Annotated in this window: 22 protein-coding genes; 21 read left to right on the top strand and 1 reads right to left on the bottom strand. The window is 25.2% G+C overall.

The window, feature by feature from the left end; translation table 11 throughout:
- Window positions 1-45 precede the first annotated feature (45 nt).
- Entirely contained in the window at window positions 46-504 is a 459-nt protein-coding gene (locus tag D3Z33_RS14210) for a spore coat protein (protein ID WP_160198440.1), read from the top strand.
- A gap of 45 nt (window positions 505-549) precedes the next feature.
- On the opposite strand, the gene fba is transcribed toward D3Z33_RS14210, so the two are convergent.
- Window positions 550-1,413: a class II fructose-1,6-bisphosphate aldolase gene (gene fba, locus D3Z33_RS14215; RefSeq protein ID WP_160198441.1), complete on the bottom strand. Its 864-nt coding sequence runs from the start codon at window positions 1,411-1,413 to the stop codon at window positions 550-552.
- 155 nt (window positions 1,414-1,568) lie between these two features.
- On the opposite strand from fba, the gene D3Z33_RS14220 reads away from it, so the two are divergent.
- From D3Z33_RS14220 to D3Z33_RS14315, 20 genes are all read left to right on the top strand, one after another.
- Window positions 1,569-2,183 (top strand): TetR/AcrR family transcriptional regulator, encoded by a 615-nt coding sequence (locus D3Z33_RS14220; protein ID WP_160198442.1) that lies wholly within the window; start codon window positions 1,569-1,571, stop codon window positions 2,181-2,183.
- A 42-nt stretch (window positions 2,184-2,225) separates the two neighbouring features.
- The gene (locus D3Z33_RS14225; protein ID WP_160198443.1) at window positions 2,226-3,080 is read left to right on the top strand and encodes an ABC transporter ATP-binding protein; all 855 of its coding nucleotides are present in this window, start codon (window positions 2,226-2,228) and stop codon (window positions 3,078-3,080) included.
- A gap of 1 nt (window position 3,081) precedes the next feature.
- Window positions 3,082-4,188, top strand: coding sequence for an ABC transporter permease (locus tag D3Z33_RS14230; RefSeq protein ID WP_160198444.1), 1,107 nt, complete (start codon window positions 3,082-3,084; stop codon window positions 4,186-4,188).
- Between the two features lie 16 nt (window positions 4,189-4,204).
- Entirely contained in the window at window positions 4,205-5,206 is a 1,002-nt protein-coding gene (locus tag D3Z33_RS14235) for an ABC transporter permease (protein ID WP_160198445.1), read from the top strand.
- A gap of 19 nt (window positions 5,207-5,225) precedes the next feature.
- The gene (locus D3Z33_RS14240) at window positions 5,226-5,432 is read left to right on the top strand and encodes a hypothetical protein (RefSeq protein WP_160198446.1); all 207 of its coding nucleotides are present in this window, start codon (window positions 5,226-5,228) and stop codon (window positions 5,430-5,432) included.
- Window positions 5,433-5,578: 146 nt separating this feature from the next.
- Complete coding sequence (locus tag D3Z33_RS14245) at window positions 5,579-5,770, top strand: YwbE family protein (protein ID WP_160198447.1); 192 nt, start codon at window positions 5,579-5,581, stop codon at window positions 5,768-5,770.
- Between the two features lie 156 nt (window positions 5,771-5,926).
- Complete coding sequence (locus D3Z33_RS14250) at window positions 5,927-6,586, top strand: NAD(P)/FAD-dependent oxidoreductase (RefSeq protein WP_160198448.1); 660 nt, start codon at window positions 5,927-5,929, stop codon at window positions 6,584-6,586.
- A 58-nt stretch (window positions 6,587-6,644) separates the two neighbouring features.
- Window positions 6,645-7,598 (top strand): YbgA family protein, encoded by a 954-nt coding sequence (locus D3Z33_RS14255; RefSeq protein WP_160198449.1) that lies wholly within the window; start codon window positions 6,645-6,647, stop codon window positions 7,596-7,598.
- Window positions 7,599-7,896: 298 nt separating this feature from the next.
- Window positions 7,897-8,556 carry a sugar transferase gene (locus D3Z33_RS14260; protein WP_201750544.1) on the top strand — a complete coding sequence of 220 codons (660 nt, stop codon included), beginning with the start codon at window positions 7,897-7,899 and terminating at the stop codon, window positions 8,554-8,556.
- A gap of 35 nt (window positions 8,557-8,591) precedes the next feature.
- Window positions 8,592-10,181, top strand: coding sequence for a murein biosynthesis integral membrane protein MurJ (gene murJ / locus D3Z33_RS14265; RefSeq protein ID WP_160198450.1), 1,590 nt, complete (start codon window positions 8,592-8,594; stop codon window positions 10,179-10,181).
- A 94-nt stretch (window positions 10,182-10,275) separates the two neighbouring features.
- Entirely contained in the window at window positions 10,276-11,391 is a 1,116-nt protein-coding gene (locus D3Z33_RS14270; RefSeq protein ID WP_160198451.1) for a glycosyltransferase family 4 protein, read from the top strand.
- A gap of 72 nt (window positions 11,392-11,463) precedes the next feature.
- On the top strand, window positions 11,464-12,642 hold the full coding sequence (locus D3Z33_RS14275; RefSeq protein WP_160198452.1) for an O-antigen ligase family protein: 1,179 nt from the start codon (window positions 11,464-11,466) through the stop codon (window positions 12,640-12,642).
- Window positions 12,643-12,784: 142 nt separating this feature from the next.
- Entirely contained in the window at window positions 12,785-13,597 is an 813-nt protein-coding gene (locus D3Z33_RS14280; protein WP_160198453.1) for a glycosyltransferase family 2 protein, read from the top strand.
- A gap of 137 nt (window positions 13,598-13,734) precedes the next feature.
- Window positions 13,735-14,736 (top strand): GNAT family N-acetyltransferase, encoded by a 1,002-nt coding sequence (locus D3Z33_RS14285; protein ID WP_160198454.1) that lies wholly within the window; start codon window positions 13,735-13,737, stop codon window positions 14,734-14,736.
- A 192-nt stretch (window positions 14,737-14,928) separates the two neighbouring features.
- Entirely contained in the window at window positions 14,929-16,032 is a 1,104-nt protein-coding gene (locus D3Z33_RS14290; protein WP_160198455.1) for a phosphotransferase, read from the top strand.
- A gap of 16 nt (window positions 16,033-16,048) precedes the next feature.
- Window positions 16,049-17,158: a DegT/DnrJ/EryC1/StrS family aminotransferase gene (locus D3Z33_RS14295; protein ID WP_160198456.1), complete on the top strand. Its 1,110-nt coding sequence runs from the start codon at window positions 16,049-16,051 to the stop codon at window positions 17,156-17,158.
- Between the two features lie 28 nt (window positions 17,159-17,186).
- Complete coding sequence (locus D3Z33_RS14300) at window positions 17,187-19,025, top strand: polysaccharide biosynthesis protein (RefSeq protein WP_160198457.1); 1,839 nt, start codon at window positions 17,187-17,189, stop codon at window positions 19,023-19,025.
- A 20-nt stretch (window positions 19,026-19,045) separates the two neighbouring features.
- On the top strand, window positions 19,046-20,335 hold the full coding sequence (locus D3Z33_RS14305; RefSeq protein WP_160198458.1) for a polysaccharide biosynthesis tyrosine autokinase: 1,290 nt from the start codon (window positions 19,046-19,048) through the stop codon (window positions 20,333-20,335).
- An 81-nt stretch (window positions 20,336-20,416) separates the two neighbouring features.
- Window positions 20,417-20,596 carry a hypothetical protein gene (locus D3Z33_RS14310; protein WP_160198459.1) on the top strand — a complete coding sequence of 60 codons (180 nt, stop codon included), beginning with the start codon at window positions 20,417-20,419 and terminating at the stop codon, window positions 20,594-20,596.
- A 123-nt stretch (window positions 20,597-20,719) separates the two neighbouring features.
- Window positions 20,720-21,085: a DUF134 domain-containing protein gene (locus D3Z33_RS14315; protein WP_130806257.1), complete on the top strand. Its 366-nt coding sequence runs from the start codon at window positions 20,720-20,722 to the stop codon at window positions 21,083-21,085.
- Window positions 21,086-21,087 lie beyond the last annotated feature (2 nt).

Here is a 21,087-nt window from a genome sequence, read left to right on the forward strand (position 1 = left end):
AGTTTTAAAACATAGGAAAAATAAGTTTAAGGAGGTGTATTTTATATGCTAAGTTTAACCCAAAAAGAACAGACATTATTACAAGATCAAAAAAGTCATGAAGAAATGTGTATTAAGAAATATACAAAATATGCAAATGAAGCTGGAGACCCAGAATTAAAACAGCTTTTTAATGAATTGGCATCTCAAGAGAGAGAGCATTTAAATACTGTAAATCAAATATTAAATGGTCAAGTACCAAATGTAAACTCACAAAGTAATTCTAATAATTCACAAAATAAAATAACACAATTTAGCGGTAATAATATGAATAATCAGCAAGATGCTGATTTATGTCAAGATTTACTTTCAACAGAAAAATATGTTTCAAGCACATATAATACAACGATATTTGAATGTAAAGATACTAATGTAAGAAAAGCATTAAATCACATTCAAAAAGAAGAACAAGAACATGGTGAAAAGATATATAATTATATGCAGGCTAATGGAATGTATAGTTAGTAACAAATAATAAAGGATGTATGAAAATCATACATCCTTTATTATTTAAGCTTTATTTATTGAACCAAAAAGCTCCATTTTTTCTTTTACTATTTCTTTAACAGCTTCTGTACCAGGAGCGAGAAGTTTTCTAGGATCAAATCCTTTACCTTCTAAATCTTTTCCTTCTTCAATATATTTACGAGTTTCAGCTGCAAATGCCCATTGACATTCAGTATTTACGTTTATTTTTGCAACTCCAAGACTTATAGCCTTTTTAACCATATCTTCAGGAATACCTGTTCCACCATGTAATACTAAAGGAACATCATTTGTAATATCATCAATTTGTTTTAATACATCGAAATCTAGACCTTTCCAATTTTCAGGATATTTACCATGTATATTACCAATTCCAGCCGCAAGTATAGATACACCTAAGTCAGCAATAGTTTTACATTCATTAGGATCAGCTACTTCACCAGAACCTATAACACCATCTTCTTCACCACCAATTGAACCTACTTCTGCTTCAACTGAAATTCCTTTAGATTGTGCAATTCTTATAATTTCTTTTGTTTTTTCTATATTTTCATCTATATCATAATGAGAACCATCAAACATTACAGATGAAAATCCAGCATCCATAGCTTTTTGTGCACCTTCATAGCTACCATGATCTAAGTGAAGTGCTACAGGAACAGTTATATTTAACTCTTCAAGCATACCATTTACCATACCTACTACAGTTTTAAATCCCCCCATATATTTTCCTGCACCTTCAGATACACCTAAAATTACTGGAGAACTATTTTCTTGTGCTGTAAGTAATACAGCCTTAGTCCACTCTAAATTATTTATATTAAAGTGTCCTACAGCATATCCTTCCTTATGTGCTTTTTTCAACATATCATCTACTGTAACTAACATTAAAAAACCTCCTAAAGTTTACTGAATACCTACATATATATTACCACATATAAAGAAAATATAAAACTTAAAATTTTATTGACCAATATAGTCAGAGTATGCTATAATTAAACTGACCAGTAAAGTCAATATAAAACAAAAGGATGAATAATAATATGGAAACAATATTAGAGAAAATTGATATAGAAAAAAGAGATAGAATAATAAATAGCGCATTAGAAGAGTTTAGTAAGAACAATTTTGAAAAGGCTTCAACAAATAATATTGTAAAGAGAGCTCAAATATCTAAAGGATTACTATATCATTATTTTGGAACAAAACAAAAACTTTATGAATTTTTAAAAGAATTTAGCATAAAAAAAACAATAGAGAATATAGAAAGTAACATTAATTGGGATGAAAAAGATTTTTTATTAAGATTAAAACAAGTTGGAATCATAAAGCTTAAAATGAGTGATAGATATCCTTATTTGTTTAATTTTTTTTCAAGAATATTTGAAAATGCATCAGTTGAAGACATGAAAAAATTAAGTGATAAATATTCTTTAGGTTTAATAGATAAGATATATACTCAAAATATTGATTTTTCTTTATTTAGAGATGATATTGATAAACAAAAGGCTTTTACTATAATAAATTGGACATTTGAAAAATATGGTGAGCAAAAAATTTTAGAGATTAGAAATTCTAATGAAAAAATAAATTATAAAATCATTGAAAAGGAAGTAGATGAATATATTGAAATATTTAGAAAATCTTTTTATAAATAATAGTATTAAACAAACTTAAGTATTTAAAAGGGGGTAATATAGTTGATTAGTGTAAAAAATTTATATCATTCATACAATAAAGATGATAATTATTCAGTAAAGAATGTAAGTTTTAATGTGGATAAAGGTGAAATATTTGGATTTTTAGGTCCATCTGGAGCAGGAAAATCAACTACTCAAGGTATTCTTACAGGACTTTTACAATTACAAAAAGGTGAAGTTGAAGTTGCAGGATACGATATAAAGAATATTTCATCAAAAATGTTTAATAAAATAGGAATGAGTTTTGAACAATCAAATGTATATAGTAAACTTACAGCAAAAGAAAATCTAGACTTTTATAGTAAATTATTTGACGTAAAAACTGTAGATAGTATGAAATTACTTAAACTAGTAGGATTAGACGGTAAAGAAAATATTAGAGCAGGAGATTTTTCAAAGGGAATGAAACATAGATTAACATTTGCAAGATCTATGATAAATAATCCTGAACTTTGGTTTTTAGATGAGCCTACAACTGGCCTTGATCCTGCTATAGCTTCAAATATAAAAGATATTATAAAGCAAAAAAACAAAGAAGGAGTTACAATATTTTTAACTACTCATAATATGTTTATAGCAGATGAGCTTTGTGATAGAGTAGCATTTATTGTAGACGGTGAAATAAAATTAATAGATTCACCTAAAAACTTAAAATTACAATATGGAGAAAAACTTGTAGAAGTTGAATATATAAAAGAAAAAGAGATAATCACAGAAACTTTTTCAACTATTTTAGATAAAGATAAAAATTCTATTAAAAATATAATTGAAAATTATCAAATACAAACAATGCATACAAAAGAAGCTACACTTGAAGAAATCTTTATAAAAGTTACAGGAAGGGAGCTAAAGTAAAATGAAATTATGGCATAGCTTTCTAAAGGAAATGAAGTTAGCTTTTCGTGGGTTTTATATTTATATAGAAATTTTCATAGCAATATTACTTCTTGTAATAGTTCTAACAGTAGTGCCTGAAAATTTTAGTTCAAAGAGTGAAGAGTATATTTATTTAAATTTACCTGATAACATAAGAGAGAATTATATAGGTGGTATAAAACAATTAGATTTAGATAATAAAAAGGAAGTAAAAAAGATTGGAATAGATGATAAGGAAATAGAGGCAGATATTTATGAAACTAGCGATAAAGAAATATATATATTAAATAGTGAACAACAAATCAGAGATATATCAGAAAAGGACCAAAAATTTGGTGTGGTAGTTAATATGAAAGACAATAAACTACATTATGAATATTATATTCAAGGTTATGAAAAAGAAAAACTTAAAAATTTATATCTAATAAGCAATGTAGAAAACACAGAGGCTTTAAGAGAAAGTATAGATAATCAAGATATCAGACCTTTATCTATAGGTGAAGAAAAATTAACTGATAGAGAAAATTTACTTCCTACATTTTTAACTTTTAATGGAAGTTTAATGGGACTTTTTATAATAGCAGCATATGTATTTCTAGATAAAGATGAAGGTGTAATAAAAGCTTATGCAGTTACAGCATCTAGTGTAAAAGAGTATCTTTTAAGTAAGACAATGGTCCTTTTATTAACTACTTTAGTGACTAGTTTAATAATGGTTATACCTGTTATGGGTTTAAGAGCAAATTATTTTTTAATGATATTATTTTTAATAGCAACAACATTATTTTCCTCATCATTAGGGTTATTAATAGCAAGCTTTTATGATAATATAATGCAAGCATTTGGTACTATTTATATAATTATTATAATATTAATATTACCAGCTATTGCTAATATGATACCTTCTTGGAATCCAGGTTGGATGAAATTTTTTCCTACTTATCATATGATAGCAGTTTTTAAAGAGATTATTTTAGAGAATCAAGATATAAGATATGTATTGTTAGCTTCTTTAGGTTTCTTATTATTAGGTATAGTATTATTTACACTAGCTAATAGAAGATATAAATCTACGCTTACAGTTTAAAAGAAAGGGGGATATTATGATTAAGAAAATATGGAATATCTTTAAACGAGATTTAAAAGTTAATAAAAGGAATTTTTTATCACTATATTTAATATTATTTCCTATAATAATAGCAATAGGAATAAACATATTTGCTCCAGGGATAGAAGATACTACTGTAAATTTAGCTCTTTTAAAAGAACAAAATGAAAGTCAAATTAGATTCTTTAAAGACTTTGCAAATGTAGAAACCTTTAAAACAAAAGAGGATATAGAAAAAAGAGTACGTGAAAGGGACAATATAATTGGTATAATTCCTGATGGTAACGACTATTATATAATGCCAGAAGGAGATGAGCCACAAGAATTAATAGATCTTGCTAAAACATTAAATTCTCTTTATGAATTAGATGTAAATATAGAAGATACAAATGTAGAATTAATTGATTTAGGAAAAGAAGTTCCACCATTAAAACAAACTTTAGTAAACGGAGTGTTGCTTTTAATTGCAGTTCTCGGTGGTATGTTAATATCTTTTAATATAGTAGAAGAAAAAACAGATAATACAACAAGTGCCATAAATGTAACCCCTACCACAAGGAATCAATTTATTTTAGGTAAAAGTATAATCGGTATATCTTTTGTAATATTTGGTTCTCTTTCAGTGGTTTTAATTACAGGATTTACTGATATTAATTATTTGCAATTGTTAACAATGATTTTAGTAGGTTCAATTATAAGCTTACTTTTAGGTTTTATTCAAGGTATCAATAATAGTGATGTAATGAGTGCAGCAGCAAGTATAAAAGTACTGTTTTTACCACTGATAGGTTCAGTATTAGCTATAGAATTATTATCAGATAAATGGCAGAATTTTTTTTACTGGATACCATTTTATTGGTCTTATAAAGGAAATAAACTAGTTTTAAGTGGAACAGGTAATTGGTCACAAATATTGATTTATTCTGCTATAGTCTTAATTATTTCTTTTGTAGTATATTTAGCTCTTCATAAAAAAATAAGGAAAGGGCTTGAATAAAATAAAGGGAGGAATTTATATGAATATTTATCCACTTTTAGGACTACTTGCAATAGTATATGCTTTATTTGTATTATATATAGCAATAAAAAAACCAAATTCAATTTGGAATATGACAAAGATTAAATTATTTAAAAAGCTGTTAGGTGAAAAGGGTACAGTTACATTCTTTGTTATTTGGGGAATATTGTTTATAGGACTTGGAGTTTGGTTATTTACTCTTTAAAGAATATGTAGAAAACTATCAGAAAATTTCTGGTAGTTTTTTATTTTATTTAAAAAATGATATAATGAAAATATTTAGTAAAGAATATAAATTGAAAAAGAAATATGTTGATTTATTAATTAATAATATATAGGATGTGAAAAATTATGAATGGTACCATAAGAGACAATGTAAAAAAAGGAATAAAAGTAAAGGTTGTTCAAAAACAAGATCAAAAAACTGGAAAACTTACTGAAGGAATTGTAAAAGATATTTTAACTAATTCAAGAAAACATCATCATGGTATAAAAGTAAGATTAGAAAGTGGTATTGTAGGTAGAATAAAAGAAATATTATAGTTAATTGATATAAAATATATTTTTTTATATAATTAATTTATAAACAAATGATAGGGTATTTTTAATAGAAATAAAAAGATATTATTATATTTAGTGAAATGAATGAAATATTAGTTATAGCTGTAATTAAATAAAATTGTTAAGAAGGAGAGTTTTATGGGAAAACATTATGGTAACTTACAAAGAATTGTAGGTGGAATAAGAAAATATGCAATTACTCCAGATATTCCAGGTGGGTTTATAACTGTAGAGAAATTAGAGAAGATAACACGTGTTGCTAAAAAATATAATGGGATAATTAAGCTTACTTCAGGTCAAAGAATACTTATAACAAATTTATTTGAAGAAGACTTACCTGCTATTTGGGAAGAACTTGATATGGAACCAGCAGTTTTATCTCAAAATTCAGTAAAAAATGTAGAAATGTGTCCAGCAGGGTTTTGTAAGAGAATGAAATATAATACAATTGGTCTTGGAATGAAATTATATAGAAAATACCAAAAGCAGGATATGCCTTGTAGGACAAAGATAGGTGTAGCAGGCTGTAGAAATGCATGTGGAAGTGTTTATAGTAAAGATATAGGAGTAATGACAGATTTTAATGGTTTACTTACTCTCACTGCAGGTGGATCTGGTGGATTTAACCCAAGAATGGCAGACATAATAAAAAAAGATTTGACAGAAAATGAAATTTTAGATTTAATTGATAAATTATTCATTTATTATAAAGATAATGCTGAGATGGGTGAAAAATTGGGTTTTATGATAGATAGAATAGGTATTGAAAAATTTAAGAAAGATCTGAATAATATGTAAGAAAATTAAGAGCTGAAAATAAACCAGCTCTTAATTTTCTATATAGGAGGATATATATATGTTTCATAAGCCAAAAGTTGTAGTAAGTAAATGTTTAGGATTTTCTAAATGTAGATATAATGGTCAGGTAATACAAGATGATTTTGTAGATAAATTAGGAGAGTATGTACATTATATAACAGTCTGTCCAGAAGTTGAGATAGGACTTGGAATTCCTAGAAAGTCTATTAGATTAGTATTGGAAGATAATGAAATAACTCTTTTTCAACCAGAAACTAAAAATGAATATACAAATAAAATGAAAAAGTTTACTGATGACTTTTTAAGCTCTTTAAAAGATGTAGATGGATTTTTACTTAAAGGAAGATCTCCATCTTGTGGAATAAAAGACACTAAAATTTATGATGGTAAAAAAAACCCTAATGTACTTAGGAAAGGGGATGGAATATTTGCAAAAGAAGTATTGAAAAAATATCCTTATTTAGCTATTGAAGGAGAAGGAAGACTTACAAATTTTAAAATCAGAGAGCATTTTCTTGCACATCTATATACTATGAATAGATTTAAAATAGTAGAAAAAGAAAGAACAATGAAATCTTTAGTAGATTTTCATAGTAAGAATAAATATTTATTAATGGCTCATAATCCAGAAATATTAAAAGAATTAGGCAGAATTGTAGCAAACCATGATAAATTAGATATAGAAACTATTTTTAAAAATTATAAATTTAATTTAGGGAAAGCTTTGAAAGACTTACCTAAGAAAACCAATTATATAAATGCTCTTATGCATATATTTGGATATTTTTCCTATGAATTATCTAAACAAGAAAAGAAGTTTAGTTTAGATTTATTAAATAAATATAGAAATGAAAGTATAGCTTTAAGTGTGCCATTAAATGTATTTAGAACATATGCAATAAAATATAATAAAAAATATTTATTAGAACAAACTATATGGTCATGTTATCCAGAAGGATTGATGAATTTAAAAGATAGTAAAAGAAATTAAAAGAAAATTAATTAAGGAAAATAATGAAGAAACATAAAAATAAATTCTTATAGTACTAGTAATATGCATAGATTATATTACTAGTACTTTTTTTATTGTCTAAAATTACTTTAAGAAAACTATAAACTGATAATCAAAGTGAAAGTAACACTTTATAATTATATTCATATTTTAATAAGGTAATGGACCTTTGTAGGTTATTTATAGAATTAAAATAGTATGTATATTTCATTTGATATAAAAATCAGTAGATAAAGTAATTGAAGAATTTATAAGATTCTAAAGGGGTTTGTGATAAATGAAAGGTCATCAGAATAAAAGTAGTATATATAGAAAATTTATAAAAAGATTAATGGATTTTATTTTGGCTTTGATGGCTATTATTCTTTTAAGTCCTGTGCTTGTAATTGTAGGTTTATTAGTTAAAATAAATCTTGGAAGTCCAATAATATTTAAGCAAAAGAGGCCAGGGTTGGATGAGAAACTTTTTACTATGTATAAGTTTAGAACAATGACAGATGAAAAGAATAATTATGGTGAACTACTACCAGATAGTACAAGACTAACAAAGTTTGGAGTTTTACTACGATCTACTAGTCTTGATGAATTACCTGAATTATTTAATATTCTTAGAGGTGATATGAGCATAGTAGGGCCAAGGCCATTATTAGAGGAATATTTGCCTTATTATACTGAAATTGAAAAATTAAGGCATTCACTTAGGCCTGGTTTATCAGGTTTAGCACAAATAAATGGACGGAATAATATTGATTGGAATACTAGATTAAGTTTAGATGTGGAATATGTTAAAAATATTTCCTTTATATTAGATATAAAAATTATATTAAAGACTATTGGAAAAGTAATTAAAAGAGAAGATGTAATTACTGAAGATAAGGAAATTTTCACAGATTTACAGACTGAGAGGACTGCTTCAGATGATGATAAAAATAAATAGAAAGTTCTTAAATTAAATCTTAAAGGAGTTTAAGAATGTACCAAACAAAAACAGTAGCAAAATCTGCTATGACAATCATGATATTTACTTTATTAAGTAAGTTGTTAGGATTTTTAAGAGAAGTACTAATAGCTACAAAATTTGGCTCAGGAATTGAAACTGATGCATATTTTGTAGCTAATACCGCTTGTAATTTTATAATTGGGGTTATTGGATACTCATTAACTATCACTTTAATCCCGATAATTTCAAATATGTCAGGAGAGAGGTTACATACTACTAAAATAACACATAATTCTTCTAATAGTTTAAAGTGTAACACAAATATAAATAACTATATGAATAGTATTGTAAATATAACTATTTTATTTTCTCTAGCTATTTCTATAACAACTTGGTTTATTTCACCAATACTTATAAAATTATTGGCTAAGGGCTTTGAGGGAGAACAATTTATATTGGCAGTAAAATTAACTAAAATAGGAGTACCTATTATTATTTTAACAGCTTGTAATAGTATTTTTTCTGGATTTTTACAGGGAAATCAAAAATTTAATATTAATGCTGCTATAGGGATACCTTCTAATGTAATATTTATTATATTTTTAATATTTTTTTCTCAGTCATTTGGTACAGAAGGATTGATGGTAGCTTCAGTTATTGCAATGTTAACTCAATTATTGTTGCAATTATACTCAGCTTATAAAATTAAATATTCTTATAAAATGAAAATAAAGTCTAAAGATGAATATGTAAAGAATACTTTCTATATGATTATACCAGTAATATTAGGATCTATGGTAAATAAAATTAATACTGTTGTAGATAAAACATTAGCTTCAGAACTAGTAAATGGAAGTATATCATCTTTAAATTATTCTAATATAATAAATTCTTTAATATTAAATATATTTGTAATAGGAATTACTACAGTAATATATCCTATACTCTCCAAAGAATTTATGAAGAAAAATATAAAATCCATAAAAATTATTTTAAAGAAAAGTATAAATATAATATTGATAGTAATTATACCTACAACTATAGGAATTATGATACTTTCTAAGCCTCTTATAATATTATTTTATGAAAGAGGTGCCTTTGATAGTAATGCAACTAAAATGACTTCATTAGCATTGGTGTTTTATTCAATTGGATTAGTTGGGATTAGTATCAGAAACATACTTGATAAAACATTTTATTCCTTTAAGGATACTAAAACTCCAATGATAAATGGAATACTAACTGTAGTGGTAAATATTATATTAAATTTAGCTTTAGTGAGATTTATGGCACATCTAGGATTAGCACTAGCTACAAGTATAGCTGAAATATTTGGTGCAATGCTACTTATTATTAGTTTAAGAAAAAAAATAGGAAGCTTTAGTATTAAATTTTATTCTAAATTTTTAATGAAATTAGGATTATCTGCAAGCATAATGGGCGTAATTGTTTATTTTACCTATAATTCATTAGACTATATGAATTATAACTTTATATTTAGATTGATAACATTACTAATTATTATTTTAATAGGTGCTATTATTTATATATTTTTATGTTATATTTTAAGAATTGAAGAAGTGAAAGTGTTTTTTAAATATATTAAAAGAAGGTACTTATAAGTATCTTCTTTTTTTAGTAACTAAATATTGATATTACACATATATTAAACATATATTAAACCATAGGTCTTATAACTATATGAGGTGATAAGTTATGAAAAAGGTTTTATTTGTAGCTACTATCGATGAACATATATTAGCTTTTCATACACCATATCTAAAATGGTTTAAAGAGCAGGGGGTTGAGGTTCATGTAGCATCCAATGGTAATTTTAATATACCATATGCAGACATTAAATATAATATTCCATTTTCTAGATCACCATTTAAATTAGATAACTTGAAATCATATAATAAGCTTAAAAAGATTATTAATAGTAACAGTTATAACTTGATTCATTGCCATACACCTGTAGGCGGAGTATTAACTCGAATAGCAGCAATACGATCTAGAAAGAGAAAGACTAAGGTTTTATACACAGCACATGGTTTCCATTTTTTTAAAGGAGCACCACTTAAAAACTGGCTGCTATATTATCCTATAGAAAAATGGTTGTCAAAACATACAGATACTCTAATTACTATAAATGAAGAAGATTATAAATTAGCTAAAAATAATTTTAAGACTAAATCAATAAAGTTAGTGAATGGTGTTGGTATAGATTTAAATAAATTTATTTCACAAACAATAGAAAGAAAGCAAGAATTACGAAAAAAATATGGATATAAACCTGATGATTTTATTTTAATATTTGCTGGAGAGCTTAACTATGGAAAACATCAAGATTTACTAATTAATGGAGTGAATCTATTAAAGAATAAAATGCCCAATATTAAACTATTATTAGCAGGCATGGGACCATTATATGAACAGTATAAAAAACAAATTAATGATTTAAATATTAATGATTATATTAAGTTATTAGGTTTTAGAAAAGACATCAATAATTTAATGATGTTATCAGACATTGCAGTTTCATCCTCTAGGCGTGAAGGGTTGCCTGTAAATGTTATGGAAGGAATGGCTACTGGATTGCCATTAATTGTTACAGATTGTAGAGGCAATAGTGATCTTGTAAATGATGGCGAAAATGGATTTATTATAGGAATTAATAACACTACTCAATTTAAAAATAAAGTTAATGAATTATTTCAATCAGAATCTCTTAGAAATAAATTTGGTAAAAGAAGTTTAGAATTAATTAAATATTATTCACTTGAAAACATACTTAATGATATGAAGGAGATATATTATGAACAATTCAGTTAAAATAAACACATCTTACGAGGAAAATATTTTTTATAACTCTAAAAAAAAACTATAGAAATATTATTGATTTTAATGGTAATCTTTTTTCACCATGGGAATAAAGACTTCGGCGCTAATATTTCATTATCTGATCTATTATTTCCAATTATTTTATATTATTTTATTTCTAGAAATAAAATAATATTAAATGGTGCTCATTTAATATATGGTTGTTTACTTGTTATAGTTGGATTATTAACATCATTTATATTTATTCCTATTACTATGAATATTGAACCAAATCCATCAGGTATTATTGAGGGATATATAAAATTATCTATAGTATTTTTATATTTTATATTAGGGTACTCTATTTGTAAATCTAAGCTAATAGAAAGCATGCTGAAGTGGTATTCCATTGCTGGAGTAATAATCGGTAGTATTGGAATAATTTCTTTGTTTATTAATTTAGGAAGCTTAAATAAAATATTTTATTTTGGTGATGTAAGATTTAGAGGAATTATGATAGACCCAAACTTTTTTGCTGTATTACAAGTCACTACCTTAGCATATTTCACAAGAAATATTAGTATAAAAAAGATTTATAGAATTATTATCATAACAATAGTTGTTGCTTCTATATTGTTATCAGGTTCTAAAACAGGTTTTTTAACATTTATAATATATTTTGGTCTTAGATTATTTGAATATATTATTGTAACAAAAAAATCTTTTAAAAAAATTATTCTAATAATCTTATTTGTTGCTTTGTTAATTCTGTCATTACCAATATTAATAAACATATTTCAATATATGTTAGAGTATATTGGTAATATTATGCCAATTTTTAATAGAGTAAAAGTAATATTTACAGACTTTAATTCTGCAATAGGAGGAGAAGGCTCAGGTAGAAAAGAGGCCATTATGGGTGGAATACACATAATTAAAAAATCTCCAATATTAGGTGTGGGGGTTGGTAATTATTATAATTTTATGGAAAAAACATTAGGATATTTTCAAGATGCGCATAATACTTATATTCAGTTGTTTGCTGAATATGGGTTTGTTTTAGCATTTATATACTATGCTTATATATTTATAAATATTTGTAAAAGTAGAACTATAAAAAATAAAAGTAAAAATAATATTTTAATTCTTAGGGATATAATAGTTATTTTATTAATTGGCTCATTAGCTCTTTCACTGGACAATGCTAGAATGTATTGGTTTTATTTAGGCGCTTTCTTCTATGAAGTGAAAAAGAAAACATAATCTTTTTATTATTAGAATGAGAAATTATCTTCTGACCTATTCAAATAGTTTAAATTACAGTCAAGTCATCCCATATTAGGTGTATTCTAATTGGAAATGAATTTTGTTATATATAAAAATTAACAGGAAAGTAGTGATTTTTATGAAGGTAGATGTTTCAATAATAATGGGTATTTATAACTGTGAAAAAACATTAAGTGACACAATTGATTCTATAATTAATCAAACTTATAAAAATTGGGAACTAATTATGTGTGATGATGGTTCTAGTGATGCTACTTATAGAATTGCAAAAGAATATTCAAATAAGGATAATAGGATTAAAGTTATTAAAAATTCTGAAAATTTAAGGCTACCAAAAACATTAAATAATTGTTTAGAACATGCTATGGGAGAGTATATCATGAGGCATGATGGTGATGACATCATGGTAAGTAATAGAATTGAAAAGCAATTAAAATATATGAAAATTAGCAATTGTGATGTTTGTGGGGCAGGTGCATATATTTTTGATGATTCAGGAGTATGGGGACTTCGCCAGCCTGAAAAATACCCAAGTAGTAAATCTATGGTTTTAGGGGCACCTTTTATTCATCCCACTGTAATAATGAAAAAAAGTACATTGCTTCAAGTGGACGGATATTCTGATAATGAACTAACTAGAAAGAGACTTGAAGATTATGATTTGTGGCTTAAACTACTTGAAAAAAACTTTGTTTTTCAAAATATTCAGGAACCATTGATATATTTTAGGGAAAATAAAAACTCTTATAACAGAAAAAAGAAAAAATTCAGAATGGCAGAAACGAAAGCTAGATTAATTGCATGTAGTAGATTAAAAATACCTTATTTACAGAGAATATTCGCATTAAAACCTCTAGTTGTAATGATGATACCTAAAAAAATTCTTAGAAAATACCATATAAGAAAAGCATCTTTTAGTATAAGTAAATAAAAAATGTAACTACTGAGGAATAGAGATGGACTAAAGAAAAAGATAGACAACAAAAAGGTCTATATTTTTTATTGCCTATAAAAGTTAATTTAATGAGAATTTGATGGTTGAAGAAATAAGCATAAGGGGGAGTAAAAATGAAATATAATGACGTGTATTTTACAAAGAAATATGGAAAACTTTATGAGAAAATTGAGAATGGAACATTGGAAATATTTGAATATAATTCGAAAATGGGTTCTATTAAAAATATATTTTTAAAAAGAGAAATTCCAATAAATACAAATGGTGAAAAATACTATGATTTAATAACCCCTTATGGATATGGAGGACCGATAATTGTAAGTTGTAATGATGAATCTAAGAAAGATGAATTAATAAAGGGCTATTATAAGGAATTTAAAAAATTTTGTTTTAAAAATAATGTGGTTAGTGAATTTATTAGATTTCATCCTATAAATAATAACGCAAAAGATTTTATGGAAATATATGAAGTTGAATATTTAAGAAAAACAATAGGAACTAATCTAAAAAATTATGATGATCCAATAAAAAGTGAATTTAAAAAAGGATGTAGGAAGGAAATAAGAAGAGCCTTTAATAAGGGTGTGCTATATAAAATAAAAAAATCTCCTACTAATTTAGATACATTTAAGAAGTTGTATTATGAAACAATGGATAGAAATAATGCAGTTGATTATTATTATTTTGATGATCAATACTTTGATGATATATTAATACATTTTAAAGATGAATTATTGTTAGTGGAATTAATATATGAAAATAAAATAATTGCAAGTGAAATTTATCTTATCTCTAGTGGATTAATTCATGCACATTTACTGGGAAGTTTGGATGAATATTTATATTTATCTGCAGGATGTATATTAGAATATGCAACTGCACTTTGGGGAAAAGAAAATAATTATGATTATATTCACCATGGTGGTGGAAGAACAAATGCTGAAGCTGACAAATTATTAAAAAATAAAAGAAAATTTGGCAAGAATACAGAATTTGATTTCTATGTAGGAAAAAAAATCTGGAATAAGAATAAATATAAAGAGCTAGTTGAAATTCGAAGAAGAGAAAAAGAGTTTAACACGAATAATTCCTTTTTCCCATTATATAGGGCTTAAAGGTTTAATAATAATATACGTATTGTAGCATAAATTAGTAGATATTATCTATTAATTAAGTAGTAATTGTAGAAATCTTATTAGAAAGGTAAAAAAGTTCTATAGAAAGTTAAATCAAACTTATAAAAGATAATATTTATTTGGGATATGTAATATATATAGATAAAACATGTCATAAATAAGGGTGAGAAAATGATAATTAAAGTTAAAAAATATATAGAAAGTAAGAAGAAAATGCTAGAATATTTTAAATCCCATTCTGAATATTTGGAAGAGGGAGAATATAAAATAGATGATTTATTGACTTATTTGTATAAAAATGATTCTCTCACTTATAGTACAGTAAGTAATATGTTAGAAAATAGCTATACAAGAGCAGTTTTCAAGAAATCAATTCTAAAAAGACTTTTAAATTTATGCATAAAGATACTTTTTTTTAATAAGACCTTGATTGTAAAAGAGTCATCAAGATACGATTCTATATTTCAAGGAAATTTATATTTACCATCTATGAGTGGAAAAGAGATTAAAATATTTGATTTAAATACTAATAGAGTATTATTAATATTTTCTAATAAAAAAGATTATATAAATAGAGTTAAAAAATATAATAGATTTCAGGAATATTTTAATCTTCCTAAAATCTTAAGCAAGAATGACAGTGATCTAATGGCAGTTGAAAAATATATTGATTATAAGCCAAATTTTGAGTGGACTAATGAAGATTATGAAAAGGTAATAAAAAATGCATTTAAAACAGAAATAGAATATATAAAATTATGTAAAAACTCTGGGGACTATTATTATAAGAATATAAAACAAATAACTGAAGAATTGCCCAAAATGACAGATTTTATTGATTTTCTTAAGAAAAACATTAAAGATGAATTACTGGAGGAGGAATTTCCATATGTACAATTACATGGTGATCTTTGGACTTCAAATATATTAGTTGAAAATAATAAGAAAAGCATTTACTACATTGATTGGGAATATTCTACGTACTTTATAATAATTTATGATTTTTGCTTTATGATTCTTAATGAAAGTTTTACTAATTCTAATAATCTTTATTTAGATAATTATATTGATGGAAAATATGATAAATATTTTGATAAAATTTTTGAAATATTTGATATGAAGATGAAAACTGAATATAGAATTGACTATTTGTATATGGCAATGCTACTCCAATACTTAGATAGATGGTATAAAGTTGGTTACAAGATTGAAATGAAAATTCTAAAAAATATAAAAGGAGTTTTTGAATATATTAATAATATAAAATCTTATTGAATTTAGGAGGTAAAATATGATTAATTTAGCACAGCCTGATATAACTCAAAAGGAAATAGATATAGTTACTGAAGTAATGAAATCCAATATATTAAGTATTGGTCCAAAAATAAATGAATTTGAGCAAAAATTTAAAGATTATTTTCATGTAAAACATGCAATAGCTGTCAATAGTGGGACTAGTGGACTTCATTTATTGGTTAAATCTCTAGATATTAAAGAAGGAGATGAAGTAATAACAACCCCTTTTAGTTTTGTTGCATCTACTAATTGTTTTTTATTTGAGAGAGCAAAACCAGTTTTTATAGATATAGACAAAGATACATTAAATATGAATATAGATAAAATAGAAGAAAAAATAACTGATAAAACAAAAGCAATATTAGTAGTAGATGTATTTGGACATCCAAATAATATGGAAAAAATAAAAAGAATAGGTGACAAATACAAAATTAAAATTATAGAAGATTCATGCGAAGCAATTGGTTCAGAATATAATGGAATAAAATCAGGGACATTAGGAGATTGTGGAGTATTTGCTTTTTATCCTAATAAACAAATAACAACAGGTGAGGGTGGCATGATTATAACTAATAATGATGAAATAGCAGATTTATGTAGAAGTCTTAGGAGCCAGGGAAGAGCTATTACAGAAATGTGGCTTCATCATGAAAGGATAGGATATAACTATAGGATGAATGAACTACAAGCTGCTATTGGAATAGTGCAAATGGAAAGGTTAGATGAAATATTAGAAAAGAGACAAAAGGTAGCTAATATGTATAATGAAAGATTAAAAGAAATTAAAGGAATTATAATCCCATATATAGATACTAAAGTTACAAAAATGAGTTGGTTTGTATATGTTATAAGATTAAATAGTGACATTGATAGAAATAAAGTATTAGAATATTTATCAAATAATAATATTGGATGCAAACCATATTTTAGTCCAATACATTTACAGCCTTATATGAAAAAAGTATTTGGTTTTAAACAAAATGATTTTCCTATTACTGAAAAAATAAGTAATTCTACTATAGCATTACCATTTTACAATAATTTAACCATAGATGAAATTGATTATATTGCTGAAAAATTAGAGGAGGCAATAAATATATTATGATTAATGAATTAAGTTAGGGGTTATTAATATGGGTAGAAAAACTAAAAAATTAATACTAATTATTATAGATATTATTTTAATTAATATATCATTTTATTTATCATTTTATTTAAAGTTTGATTCTAATATTCCTTTAATATATTTAAGTTATATAACTAATAACTTTATCATTATAACAGTTATCAAGCTTATTATATTTTCATATTTAAAGCTATATAAAAATTTTTGGAAGTATGCAAGTATAGAAGAATTAATACAAATACTTGCAGCTGTTTTTATTTCTAATATAATTGTTTTATTTTATTTTATATTAAGGAAAATTAGTTTTCCACAAAATATATATATACTCATATTTATTATTGATATTTTATTTGTTGGTGGAAGTCGTTTGAGTTATAGAGTGATAAGAGAATTTAAAAAGAGGAAGTTAAATTTAAAGAATAATATAAAGAGAATTATGATTATCGGTGCTGGAGATGCTGGGGCAATGATAATAAGAGAGTTTAAAAATAATCTTAAATTAAATTATAAACCAATTGTTGTAATTGATGATGATGAGAAAAAAATAGGTCAAAGAATAAATGGAATACCTATTTTGGGGAGAAAAACTGAAATAGTAAATGTTGTAAAAAATAAAAATATTGATGAGATAATTATTGCTATTCCATCAGCAGATAAAAAACAAATTAGAGATATAATTGATGAATGTAAAAAAACTAAGTGTAAAATTAAGATTCTTCCTAATATGTCTGAGTATATTGAAAGTAGAGGAAGTATTAATAATATAAGGTATGTCAAAATAGAAGACTTACTAGGGAGAGAAGAAGTAAAATTAAAAGTTGAAGAAATAAGTGAACATTTAAAAGGTAAGAATGTTTTAGTAACTGGGGGAGGAGGATCAATAGGTTCTGAGTTATGTAGACAAATTTCAAAATTTAATCCTAAAAAAATTATTATATTGGATATCTATGAAAATAATGCATATAATTTACTAAATGAAATTAAAAGAAAATATAAGAATATAGATATAAAAATTATAATTGCATCTATTAGAGATAAACAAAGAATAAATGAAGTTATAAAAAATTTAATGCCAGATATAGTATTTCATGCTGCAGCCCATAAACATGTTCCTTTAATGGAAAGTAATCCAAAAGAAGCAATAAAGAATAATGTATTAGGGACAGTAAATGTAGTATTAGCAGCGCATAAATACCATGTAAAAAGATTTGTAATGATATCTACAGATAAAGCAGTAAATCCTACAAATGTAATGGGTGCATCTAAAAGATTATGTGAAATGTATATTCAATCTATAAATAATATTAGCAAAACTGAATTTGTAGCAGTTAGATTTGGGAATGTACTAGGTAGTAATGGAAGTGTAATCCCTTTATTTAAAGAACAGATATCAGAAGGTGGCCCTGTTACTGTAACTCATAAAAATGTAATAAGATATTTTATGACTATACAGGAATCAGTTCAACTTGTAATTCAAGCAGGTGCTATGGCATTAGGTGGAGAGATATTTATATTAGATATGGGTGAACCAGTTAAAATATTAAATTTAGCAGAAGATTTAATAAAACTTTCTGGATTTGAGCCTTATAAAGATATACCTATTGTAATTACTGGTTTAAGAGATGGTGAAAAATTATATGAAGAATTATTACTAGATGGTGAAGGAATATTATCAACAAATCATGAAAAAATTTTTATAGCTCAACCTCAATTTAAAGATTATGAATTATTAGTTGAAGAAATAGAAAAATTAAAGGAAATAACAAGTAATGGTAATGTTCAAGAAGTTAAAGATTATTTACAGAAAATAGTTCCAAATTATAAGACCTTATTTATTAAAAATTAGATAGGGGTTAGGGGGAATATATGGAGGAGTTAGATTTAAAAGATGTCTATAATATAATGAGGAAGAGGTCATGGATAATAGCTTTATCTATAATTATAATGCTAATAATCAGTTTAGTATTAAGTTTATTTGTTTTAGAAACTGAATATAGATCTTCTACTACTTTGATAATAAATGATGGGAAAAGTTATGAATATAATGGTGATTTTATAAGTATTATAACAGATGAAAGAATAATTAAAACATTAAAAGAAATTGCAAAGAGTAGTTTAATAATAAACCAAGTAATAGATGATTTATCATTAGATGAAGAGTTTTTAGATATAAATGAAAATATGAAAGTTGATATAGTTGAAAATACAGGAATTATTAAAATAGAAGTAGATTATAAAGAAGCTAATACTTCTAGGGATATTGCTAATAGAATAGCTAGTAAATTTATAGAATATGTAGATAAGCATTCTAAAACATTAGGAATAAAAGTAATAAATAAAGCTGAAACACCTTTAAAACCAATTAAACCAAATATAAAGCTAAATTTAGTTATAGGTGGAATATTAGGAAGTAGTATAGGAGTATTAGTGATTTTATCTCTTGAATATATTGATAATACTTTTAAAAGTGCAAAAGATATAGAGGAAAAAACGGATTTACCTGTTATAGGGAAAATATCAAAAATTACAGAGAAGACAGATGAGAATATTTTTAATATTGATGATTCCTATAAGATGTTAAGAATCAATATAAATTCATTAACTCAAAATAATATATATTCTATTTTAATTACTAGTTCAGAACCATTGGAGGGAAAAAGCACTATAGTATCAAATCTTGGCGTGGCAATGGCTCAAAATAATCAAAATGTATTAATTATAGATTGCAACTTAAAAAAACCTTGTATTCACAATGTTTTTGATGTCACAAATGATGGAGGACTCACTAATTTATTAGAAAACTATGATATTTCTTATAAAGAGCTTATAAAATCTACATATGTTAAAAATCTTGACATATTAACTGCTGGTTATTTATCAATAGATCCTTCAAATTCTTCAGAATTTTTAGACTCAATTGGAATGAAATATTTATTAGAAGAAGTTCAAAGCAATTATGATATAGCACTTATAGATTCACCATCATTACTATCAACAGCAGATGCAGCAGTTTTATCAACTATTACAGATAGTACAATTTTAATATGTGAATCAAATAAAACAAAAATTAATAAGTTATTAGAGAGTAAACAAATATTAGAAAAATTGAATATTAATATTTTAGGAGTTGTATTAAATAAAAACACCATATATTAATATATGGTGTTTTTATTTAATACAAAGAAATGCATAAATAATTATAATTATGGATATAAATAAATTGGGAGGTGTTTTAAAATGGAAAGACATCAACATGAAAAAGAAGAAGTAAATATGTTAAGATGTGGAATGAGCAGATCTTATGATAAAGAAAACCAACTGAGATGTGGAGTGAGTAGAACATATGAAAGTGAATATAGACCAAGATGTGGAAGAGCAAGAGAATATGTAGACACTACACAGGGAAATCTTAAATAAATTAAACCATTAGACTTTTAAAAGTCTAATGGTTATTTTTTAAAAAGTTATTGACATATGTCGCAAATGTAGTATAATTATTTTATAGATGACATATGTCAATAATGAATGGAGGTGAATTATTTGCCACGTCCTAAAAAAAGAAGGAGAGTGTGCTCGCTGCCAGAAAACAAAAGATTTGGACCTATGGGCATAGGGAGAATTGTTAAAGAAGTTATAATTATGTCAGTAGATGAGTATGAAACTATAAGATTAATTGATTTAAATAATTTTACACAAAAAGAATGCTCAGAACAAATGGATATAGCTCGTACTACTGTTCAAGGAATATATGATAAAGCTAGAAAAAAACTTGCTGATTCTTTAATTAATGGAAAAGTAATAGTTATTGAAGGTGGAAATTATAATCTTTGTATAAATTCTAATAAGCCTTGTGGGAAAGGTTGTAGAAAACGAGAGTTAATTAATAAAAAAGAAGGAGATGTGTGAAT

Origin of the sequence: Senegalia massiliensis (genome assembly GCF_009911265.1) — a bacterium.
Classification (GTDB): Bacteria; Bacillota; Clostridia; order Tissierellales; family SIT17; genus Anaeromonas; species Anaeromonas massiliensis_A.

Excerpts from the sequence above, each read along its gene's own strand:
- D3Z33_RS14290 (WP_160198455.1), top strand. The coding sequence starts at position 14,929 with ATGATAATTAAAGTTAAAAAATATATAGAAAGTAAGAAGAAAATGCTA.
- D3Z33_RS14275 (WP_160198452.1), top strand. The coding sequence starts at position 11,464 with ATGGTAATCTTTTTTCACCATGGGAATAAAGACTTCGGCGCTAATATT.
- fba (WP_160198441.1), bottom strand. The coding sequence starts at position 1,413 with ATGTTAGTTACAGTAGATGATATGTTGAAAAAAGCACATAAGGAAGGA.
- D3Z33_RS14220 (WP_160198442.1), top strand. The coding sequence starts at position 1,569 with ATGGAAACAATATTAGAGAAAATTGATATAGAAAAAAGAGATAGAATA.
- D3Z33_RS14300 (WP_160198457.1), top strand. The coding sequence starts at position 17,187 with ATGGGTAGAAAAACTAAAAAATTAATACTAATTATTATAGATATTATT.
- D3Z33_RS14210 (WP_160198440.1), top strand. The coding sequence starts at position 46 with ATGCTAAGTTTAACCCAAAAAGAACAGACATTATTACAAGATCAAAAA.
- D3Z33_RS14235 (WP_160198445.1), top strand. The coding sequence starts at position 4,205 with ATGATTAAGAAAATATGGAATATCTTTAAACGAGATTTAAAAGTTAAT.
- D3Z33_RS14255 (WP_160198449.1), top strand. The coding sequence starts at position 6,645 with ATGTTTCATAAGCCAAAAGTTGTAGTAAGTAAATGTTTAGGATTTTCT.
- D3Z33_RS14260 (WP_201750544.1), top strand. The coding sequence starts at position 7,897 with ATGAAAGGTCATCAGAATAAAAGTAGTATATATAGAAAATTTATAAAA.
- murJ (WP_160198450.1), top strand. The coding sequence starts at position 8,592 with ATGTACCAAACAAAAACAGTAGCAAAATCTGCTATGACAATCATGATA.
- D3Z33_RS14295 (WP_160198456.1), top strand. The coding sequence starts at position 16,049 with ATGATTAATTTAGCACAGCCTGATATAACTCAAAAGGAAATAGATATA.
- D3Z33_RS14245 (WP_160198447.1), top strand. The coding sequence starts at position 5,579 with ATGAATGGTACCATAAGAGACAATGTAAAAAAAGGAATAAAAGTAAAG.
- D3Z33_RS14240 (WP_160198446.1), top strand. The coding sequence starts at position 5,226 with ATGAATATTTATCCACTTTTAGGACTACTTGCAATAGTATATGCTTTA.
- D3Z33_RS14270 (WP_160198451.1), top strand. The coding sequence starts at position 10,276 with ATGAAAAAGGTTTTATTTGTAGCTACTATCGATGAACATATATTAGCT.
- D3Z33_RS14305 (WP_160198458.1), top strand. The coding sequence starts at position 19,046 with ATGGAGGAGTTAGATTTAAAAGATGTCTATAATATAATGAGGAAGAGG.
- D3Z33_RS14250 (WP_160198448.1), top strand. The coding sequence starts at position 5,927 with ATGGGAAAACATTATGGTAACTTACAAAGAATTGTAGGTGGAATAAGA.
- D3Z33_RS14310 (WP_160198459.1), top strand. The coding sequence starts at position 20,417 with ATGGAAAGACATCAACATGAAAAAGAAGAAGTAAATATGTTAAGATGT.
- D3Z33_RS14230 (WP_160198444.1), top strand. The coding sequence starts at position 3,082 with ATGAAATTATGGCATAGCTTTCTAAAGGAAATGAAGTTAGCTTTTCGT.
- D3Z33_RS14285 (WP_160198454.1), top strand. The coding sequence starts at position 13,735 with ATGAAATATAATGACGTGTATTTTACAAAGAAATATGGAAAACTTTAT.
- D3Z33_RS14280 (WP_160198453.1), top strand. The coding sequence starts at position 12,785 with ATGAAGGTAGATGTTTCAATAATAATGGGTATTTATAACTGTGAAAAA.